This window comes from Flavobacterium sp. FPG59, assembly GCF_002150205.1.
In the GTDB taxonomy this organism is placed as follows: Bacteria; Bacteroidota; Bacteroidia; order Flavobacteriales; family Flavobacteriaceae; genus Flavobacterium.
On record NZ_MTCA01000122.1, the window covers coordinates 1 to 8811 of the forward strand.

9 protein-coding genes are annotated in these 8811 nt (G+C 33.5%); 2 read left to right on the plus strand and 7 right to left on the minus strand.

The window, feature by feature from the left end; translation table 11 throughout:
* Together FPG59_RS10830 and trxB are read left to right on the plus strand one after the other, a co-directional pair.
* Positions 1-188: GIY-YIG nuclease family protein (locus FPG59_RS10830; RefSeq protein WP_140344634.1), on the plus strand; the 188-nt coding region annotated here is incomplete at its 5' end.
* Between the two features lie 189 nt (positions 189-377).
* Positions 378-1325, plus strand: coding sequence for a thioredoxin-disulfide reductase (gene trxB, locus FPG59_RS10835; RefSeq protein WP_086454620.1), 948 nt, complete (start codon positions 378-380; stop codon positions 1323-1325).
* A 402-nt stretch (positions 1326-1727) separates the two neighbouring features.
* Here the strand turns inward: trxB and FPG59_RS10840 are convergent, their stop codons facing one another.
* The 7 genes from FPG59_RS10840 to FPG59_RS10870 form a co-directional block, all read right to left on the minus strand.
* Entirely contained in the window at positions 1728-2735 is a 1008-nt protein-coding gene (locus FPG59_RS10840; protein WP_233264509.1) for a hypothetical protein, read from the minus strand.
* 14 nt (positions 2736-2749) lie between these two features.
* Positions 2750-3985, minus strand: a complete 1236-nt coding sequence (locus FPG59_RS10845; protein WP_233264510.1) for a hypothetical protein — start codon at positions 3983-3985, stop codon at positions 2750-2752.
* A 285-nt stretch (positions 3986-4270) separates the two neighbouring features.
* Complete coding sequence (locus FPG59_RS10850; RefSeq protein WP_086454622.1) at positions 4271-5104, minus strand: DUF2807 domain-containing protein; 834 nt, start codon at positions 5102-5104, stop codon at positions 4271-4273.
* Positions 5105-5182: 78 nt separating this feature from the next.
* Positions 5183-5917 carry a head GIN domain-containing protein gene (locus tag FPG59_RS10855; protein ID WP_086454623.1) on the minus strand — a complete coding sequence of 245 codons (735 nt, stop codon included), beginning with the start codon at positions 5915-5917 and terminating at the stop codon, positions 5183-5185.
* Positions 5918-5919: 2 nt separating this feature from the next.
* Entirely contained in the window at positions 5920-7659 is a 1740-nt protein-coding gene (locus tag FPG59_RS10860; RefSeq protein ID WP_086454624.1) for a PspC domain-containing protein, read from the minus strand.
* A 5-nt stretch (positions 7660-7664) separates the two neighbouring features.
* Positions 7665-7994 (minus strand): PadR family transcriptional regulator, encoded by a 330-nt coding sequence (locus FPG59_RS10865; protein ID WP_086454625.1) that lies wholly within the window; start codon positions 7992-7994, stop codon positions 7665-7667.
* Between the two features lie 234 nt (positions 7995-8228).
* Positions 8229-8684 carry a DUF4870 domain-containing protein gene (locus FPG59_RS10870; protein ID WP_086454626.1) on the minus strand — a complete coding sequence of 152 codons (456 nt, stop codon included), beginning with the start codon at positions 8682-8684 and terminating at the stop codon, positions 8229-8231.
* Between the last annotated feature and the right edge of the window lie 127 nt (positions 8685-8811).

Here is an 8811-nt window from a genome sequence, read left to right on the forward strand (position 1 = left end):
CTTCTATGGTTTTAGAAGAGAGACTGCGACGACATTTAAGTACACACAAAGGATTTACAGCAAGAGCCAAAGATTGGGCAATAGTTTATTCGGAGTTATTTGACCAAAAATCTTTTGCAATTTCACGAGAGCAGGAAATTAAAAAATGGAAAAGTAAAACTAAAATTGTCGAATTAATTACAAAATAAGTAGCAGTTATAGCGTCCCGATTGTAAATCGGGAAGGCCGCAGGTTCGAATCCTGCCACCCCGACTTAATCCTTCTTGTTCAGTCAAGAAGGATTTTTTTATTGCCAAATAATTAAAACTGATGTAGTACTTTATTACGTACTGTAATAAAAGCTTATTTTTGTACCAAAAAATTTTAATAATCACACCATGTCAGATACGATCGAAAAAATTAAATGCCTTATTATAGGTTCTGGACCTGCAGGATATACAGCAGCAATTTATGCAGCAAGAGCTAATATGAATCCGGTATTGTACCAAGGAATGCAACCAGGCGGACAGTTAACAACTACAAACGAAGTAGAGAACTGGCCAGGGAATCCAGAAGGAATTACAGGGCCAGAAATGATGGTAGGTTTACAAGCTCAAGCGCAACGTTTTGGAACCGATGTGCGTGACGGTTGGGCTACAAGAGTTGATTTCTCTGGAGATATTCACAAAGTTTGGATTAATGAAACTAAAGAATTACACTGTGAAACAGTAATCATTTCAACTGGTGCTTCGGCTAAATATTTAGGCTTACCATCAGAGCAACATTACTTAAAAATGGGTGGTGGTGTTTCTGCATGTGCTGTTTGTGATGGTTTCTTTTATAGAAACCAAGAGGTGGTCATAGTAGGTGCAGGAGATTCAGCTTGTGAAGAGGCACACTATTTGTCTAAACTTTGTAAAAAAGTTACCATGCTAGTACGTAGCGAGAAATTTAGAGCTTCAAAAATTATGGAGGAGCGCGTACGCAAAACAGAAAATATCACCATTTTGATGAACCATGATACTGTTGAAGTACTTGGGGATGAACAAGTAGTTACAGGTGTAAAAGCGTTAAACAAAACTACAGGTGAAACTTTTGAAATTCCGGCAACAGGATTTTTCGTTGCCATTGGTCACAAGCCGAATACAGATATTTTTAAAGAGTTTATTACTCTTGATGAAACAGGATATATTGTTAACACGCCAGGTTCTTCACTTACAAATGTTGCAGGTGTTTTTGTAGCTGGTGACGCTGCTGATCATGTATACCGTCAGGCTATAACAGCAGCAGGAACAGGTTGTATGGCTGCACTTGATGCCGAAAGATATTTGGCAGCAAGGGAATAAACAATTTTTTATCATTAAAAAAAAAGTCTCTTTTATTTCAAAAGGGACTTTTTTTTTGAATAAATGTCTTCCACTTAAAATCTGTATCATTTTGGCTATTCAGTCTATCGTTAACTTGTACAAGGTGTTACAGACTTAACAGGTTTTAAAAACCTGTTAGGTCTCGATAGAACTCCTTTTTGTAAAGCGGTTTTAGTACAGTTGCATTCGATAATAAGCTCAAAGACCTCAAATGTAGTTACATATCAAAGTATACCAACGATGACCATATATCAGTAGAGATTGAGATTAATTGATTTTGGATTTGTGGGCATTACTAATATGTTAGAACTGGCTGCTCACCCTTAACCCTAGTGCTAATATATTTAATTGAGTCATGCTTTAACTGAAAATCAATATGTTTTATTTCTGTTCCGCAATAGTTACTTTGTTTAATTTTAAAACTCTTATTACTTGATTGGTGTTATCTACTACAAACAAACGGTCTTTTAGCAATGCACAATTAGTAATTGAGTTAAACGCATTTTCTCCCATAATGTCTGAATTATTGATGGTTGGGGTGTAATTTTGATCTAAAAAAATGTTTTTTGGATACAGTCGTATATAGTTAGTGCCTTTTAATTTTTCAGTTGTTATAGCCCAGTCATCGCTAAATACTACAGATAATGGAAGGTTGTCAGTTAGTGTTTTAGTATTAGGTAAAATAGGAACAGTCAACGAGCTAGTTGCGTTTTTTTCAATGTCTTTTAGATTGTAATTTAAAAAGCCGTTAGCGTTTTGTCCAGCTACTATTAAATTTCCATTGGAGATATCCATCGAATAGATTTCGGTGTAGCCTTTCAGGGTGTTTAATTTAGCTATTGGAGCTAAGTTCCAATTGCTGGTTTCAGTAATTTGTGCAGTTTGGAATACCTTAATTGAATTTTCTTTTTCTTTGACAAAAAGAAAACCATCTTTTGCTTTTAGTCCAAATACGTGAACAAAAGTTTGCCACCATTGTCCATTTCCAATCGTGTTTATGCCTGATAATGTTTTTTCGTCCAAAACAAAAATTCTTGAGTCAATGCTACCAAGGTAAATACGGTCATTGTCAATAGAAATAGAGGATAGTTTTGTGAACGGAATTGTGGTAGATCCTTTTGTATAGCTTTTGACACTCGAAAGATAAGATAAAGTTGTGGCATCAAATATTTCAAGAATATCACCATTGCAGATGTATAATTTGTTATTGGCAATAGTGATAGCGTTAGCTTCTAAAGTAGCTTTCCCTCCAGTAATTTGATTGGCTTTGATAGTCGTTTCGTTACTCAAGTAATAAGATTGATATTTGGTAGGCTCATAAACCATATCAGAATCTTTAGTGCAACAAGCTAAAATAAATAAGATAGCTATATATAAAATTTTTTTCATAGTAGTAAGTGGTATTAATTCCATTTTCCTTCTCCTTTGTATTTAAGTAAGAAGGGGTTGTTAGGGCTGATTTTGAAAACGGGTTTTTTGTAGTCTTTTTTGTTTAGATAAGCTGTTTTTGTCCATCCTTTTAGTATTTCAGGATCTATAAAAGGAAGGTCGTTTAGGTAAATCAAATATTTATAAAAATGAGTGAGCATTTCTTGTTGTCCTCCACCTTCACCACTATTTGCTAAATTACTACTATGGCTAAATCCAATATGATGAGAATATTCATGAGACCAAATAGACATTTCACCTAACCAATGTCCAGTGATGTAGTCTGACTCCCATTGCGAAGCCAGCGCGCCTCCTCCCCAAGCACTTCCGCCTCCTACCATTGCTAGGTAAACGGCTCTAGAGTCTAAGTAATTCAAATAAATTTTTTCTATTTCTTCCTTCGTGTAATAATCATAAACGCCATTCACATCATCAGTGTTACCATGCCAATTTAAAGCACCATTTATTGCTGTTCCTGCTAATGTTGCTTGTTCTTGTTTGTATTTATCAAAATTGGAAAAGGTTTGATAATACAGTGGGTGACTTAAAGCATAGGAGTAATTGATGATCATTGTGATAGCTTCTTTGGCCAAAACAGGATTCATTGGAAGAAATTTTCCTGGTTCATTGATATGGTAACCATCGTGAAATTGCACTAAATGATTGGATTTTATTTTTTTAAATTTGGCAAATAATGGATCTGTTGATGTAACAGAAAATTCAATAGATCCCGATGAAAATCCTTCTATTTTATCAATCGTTACCGTTTTACCATTTTCTAACAAATAATCATTTTTGCCAACTACTAAAGGGATTTGATGTACCGAGCGATGAAACGCAGGAATTTTACTAAAGTGAAAGAGTACGAATTTGTTTTCGTAATTTGGGAGTTTAGCATATATATTTACATCTGTTAAGGCAACAGGTGAATACAAGGAAACTTGTATAAAATCCTTTCCTTTTAGTATGACTTGAAGAGGCTGGTTAACTCGAAACCAACGATCTTTTTTGTCATACATACTTGCTGGGTCTTCATTGTCTTCAAAAAGTGTCATGGGTTTATTACCAGCAGGTAAATTGGTAGCATCAATACTTGATAAATAATTGGGCTGGTAATTTTTGTAGTTTACTTCGGTTTCACAATTTGTGAATAAGGACAAAACAGTCAATAGTAAAAAACAATGCATTGCATTTTTTAGAACTTGATTCATAGGTTAGGTTTTAGAATATGGGTTTGCAAATATATTTTTTCTTTTATTATTTAATCCATCTACAACGTTTTTAATTGACTAAATTTATTCTTCCTGAATATATTGACTGATAATAATTTTGAATAGTAAAGCTATTCCTTAGAAAATAGAACAGAGTATTTGCCACACGGGGAATTAAGATAAAGCAACTTGTAAACCGGTAAACTTCCCGATTGGGCATCCACAAAAAACAAAAGCACAAAAAAACAGGCAATTGCCTGTTTTTTGTTTTTAGTAAAGTTACAGTTATTTCAATTTCTTGATTAACTTAGTCTCGTCAGCAAACTTTTTGATGGTTATTTTAGGGTTTCCTACGAGCTGGATTTCAGTTTTATTGGCTGCATCAATACTTAATGTTGTGCTTGAATTTATGATGCAACTAGCATATCCTTCAATAGTTAGTTCCGTGTTTTTCAGGGTTAATTTATTGGCTGTTAAGCTGGAGTTGTTGTCTAAACGCAAGATAGCATTCGAGGCATCACCTTCAATAGTGGCATCAGCTTTTTGGTACAAATCTGTTTTGAAATCAACGGTTGTAACCAGCGCTTTTAAACTAGAATTTTTACTCATTTCAATAGTAGCTTTTTCTGATTTGATATTAAGCTCACCTTTTGCTTTGTCATCAGCTTGATAAATTACTGATTTAGAATTGATGTTTAAAAATAATTTAGACGTGCCGCTTGCTTTTAGGATTACGCTATCTAATAATAATTCTTGGATGGCATTTACGGTAGTCTCGTCTTTGGCTTGAATTGTTTTTAAATTCTCTGTATAGGTTACTCGAACAATCAATTTTTTATAAGCTGTAGCTTTTTTATTGGTGTAAATACGTAATTTTTTTTCGTTTTCGTCAAGTGCCACTACGTCGTGTAAATTTTCGTCCGTTTCAACTTTTATGCCTGCTTTTTCTCCTCTTTCTAGATGTACTTCTAGATTGTTTTCAATTTGTAAGGTTTCAAAGTCTGCAATTTTTCGTTCTACAATTGTAACAATTTTGGAACCTTTTACTTTATCAGATTTTTGAGCAAATGCTACATTTGCTGTGGCTATAAGTAGCACTAAGAGGAAATTTTTTTTCATGTCTTGATATTTATTACTTACAAATATAAAAAAAATCATCCACTAGTTAGGGATGATTTTTTTGTTTGAATAAGTCTTTTATTCTGCGCTAATGCTACCGCCCGAACTAGTATTTTTTTGGATTGACTTGGGTTGTATGTCATAATGAATTACACCACCGCTAGAAGCTTCTGCATTTAAACTCACAATGGGATGCACATTAATACTAGCACCGCTTGAAACATCAGCTCTAACTACATTTGTTAACAAGTCATAAGCGTTGATTTCACTTCCGCTTGAAGCTGTATTTTTCGTCTCTAGTGCTTTTCCATTTACTTTTATTTCACTACCGCTACTAGTGTCACAGCTCACAACATCAGCTTCTATGCTAAGGTCCATGGTTGCAGCACTTGATGTATTAAGTCTAATGTTTTCTCCTTTTAAGGTGTTCTTACTCACAATCGTTGCTCCGCTTGTAGCTTCAAGTTCATCAATAACTGGCATTCTTACGATTACCTTTTTAACATCGGCATCATTCATTAAATTTTTGTCAAAGGTGATTACAAGCGTACCATTTTCAACTTCCGTAGTCAAATATTCTTGTAAGTTTTCGTCCGTTTCTACAATGACTTCAACCTTGTCTGATTGTTCTATTTCAACATCAATGCCACTATTTACTTCGATACTTTTAAATCGCTCTGTAATTTTTCGGTTTTCTGTGGTTACATTTCCGTTTCCTTCAACAGCGTCAAAATTAAAATGGCAAGAGGTGCAAAATAAGGCAATAAGTACACCTACAATAAACTTAGTAATGAGTGTGATAATTTTTAGCATGATTATTTATTTTTTACAATTATTCCGTCCTTATTTATTGATAACCCTTTTCCAGAGCCTTTTTTAGTTTCGTTTGTGTTTTCTACATTGCTCTCTATTGAAGTACTATCAACTTCACTTGAATATTCAGAATTGTATACCTCTTCCTCTTGAGTTTCTGAATCATTATATTCATTTTCATCAGCAGGGCAATTTAAACATTTTATTTTATCTGATGTAACTTTGTAAACGTAATTATCTGAGCTGTAGTGTAAATTAAAGAATTCATCGTCAGATCTGTCGTAGTTTTGTACAGATGAATCAGGCTTAATATAAGTTCCTACAGGAACAAATAGGGTGATATCTACACTTTGATCACGGTATTTATTTTTTAATTCAGTAATCATGTAATTATCTAAAACAATTTGATTCCCATTGATGGAATACGCATATTTAATTTTCTGAGCTCTTTTTTTAGCTTCAGATAATGATATACCTCTAGCTTCTTTTTCTATTTGAAGGTAAGGTAGTTTTTCATCTGTTTTTTCAATTTTAAAACGCACATCATTAGAGTAAATAATGTTAGTTCCAGTGGAGTCTTGTGTTACCTCAAAATTTCTATTGTCATCTACGTTCTTGGCAAAATAATCGTTGTATCTAAATTTGATGTACAATGTATCTGTAGGTTTTAAATTGATGGTTTCTTTTTTTACATCTCTACCATCTACTGCAAATGCACTAGCTTGTTTAATCCCAATTGAGATAGCAATAGAAACTGCAATAATCCAAATAGCAAGCAAGGTATACTTTACAATATTCCCTATTGATTTCATGTTTGGTGCTAGTAATTTAAACCCTAGCAACGTTAAGAAAAAGAACGGAATCCCAACTGCAAAAAACATAAGTAATCCAAAAGACCACACAGGATAATCAGTAAAATTGCCTGCTTCTATAAAATTTTGCCAAGGGAAATCGATAAACAATCCAGAACCCAATGTGAAAATACCAATCAACAAGAAAAATAAAACCGTGATTCCAGACAAGATCAATAATATGCCTAAGAATTTTGCAAAAACTTTAAAAACAGTCATGATAAAATCTCCAAACGAGCTTCCTATTTTGTTTGCTCCAGTTCTTATTTGATTTCCGTATTTGTCATAATCTACATTTTTTAGCTTTCCAGAAACGTTCTCAAACTCTTCTCTAACTTTTTTTTCAATGTTTGATATATTAACAGGTTCTCCAGTCATTTCAAGCTTTTCAGAGGTTGTTACGGCCTCTGGTGTTACAATCCATAAAATGATATACGCTAAAATACCAGTTCCAAAACCAGCAAAAACCAGCAATACTAGTACTATTCTGATCCACACGGCATCAACCCCAAAATAGTAACCCAATCCTTGTGCTACACCACCTAGCATACCTTTTTCTTTATCACGATACAGTTTTTTAGTTCTTCTGCTCGTGTTTTGGTATGGTTTTGCTTCGGCGTTTTCGTCTTCAATGATATAGTCTTCAGGTTGCCCCATAACTGCAATCATTTCATCAACTTCTTTCAACCCTATAACATGCTTGTCGCTTATTTGTTTTTCATTCAACAATTCAGACACACGCATTTCAATGTCTTTTAATATTTCATCGTGTCCAGATGAGTTTGATAAAGAGCGCTTAATAGCATCAAAGTATCGAGTCAATTTTTGGTATGCATTTTCATCTATATGAAAAACCATTCCGCCTAGGTTTATATTTACAGTCTTGTTCATGATTATTATTTTTGGTTGGTTATAAGGTTTACAGCATCTGATAATTCAGTCCAGGTGCCACTAAGTTCTTTTAAAAAAGTTTGTCCTATTTCGGTCAAGCCATAATACTTTCTTGGTGGTCCTGATGTAGACTCTTCCCAACGATAATTGAGCAAACCGTCATTTTTAAGTCGAGTCAATAAAGGATAAATAGTGCCCTCAACAACTAGTAATTTTGCGTTTTTTAAAGTGTCTAATATTTCTGATGTGTATGCGTCTTTCTCTTTTAGTACCGATAGGATGCAAAACTCAAGAACACCTTTGCGCATTTGTGCTTTTGTGTTTTCAATGTTCATAATTTCATTTTTTTGATTTTGTGTGATTAAAACTGTTCATTCTTTGATTGATTTTCCGGATTTTACCCCAGCGTGATTGATTATTATGATGATTTTTTAGGAGCAGTCAACTCCCGTTTTTTTAAGAACTTTTATTCCTGCTTTTCACTCTATCTTTTCTGGTCTCTAAAAAACGAGACCATAAAAGGATGCCGTTGCAATCAGGGCTATACAGAACTTCTATTGCTCTCCTGTCTATTTTAAAAACGGAATGGTAAGCGGGTATTTATATGCTATGCCATTAGATGTTTGCATCGAAGCGTAAATAATATAAAAGAACTCAACAACTTTTAGTATTAAAAAAAGTAAAAGACTCACAATTCCTACCGTTAAAAATCCAGCATTGTCACTAAAATTAAAATCAGACAAGATAAAATTGTGATTCTCATGCAAGCTATTCAAAGGTATATTTTTAAATACAGTGATTAAAAAACAAGGAATTGCTATCATTAACAAAACTAATGAATAGAGTAATAAACTCAACTGAAAATTAATAGCTTGTTTCCCGTGGTGATCCACAAATTCCGAGTCTCCTTTTTTAGTGCTCCACAATACAATTGGGAAAATGTAATTCCCAAAAGGAATAAAATATTGAGTTAGTGTACTCAAGTGTGTAAATGTGGCAATGTTTTTTTCTGTAGATGATTCCATTTTTTTTTGATTTTTTTAGATTTCTGATGATGATTGAAACTGATTTGATTTTTAGATTAATTAGGCTACCTAGTAATTTCTTATGCAAATATATGTTTAAAAAACAGTATCTTGTTTCGCATAGTAC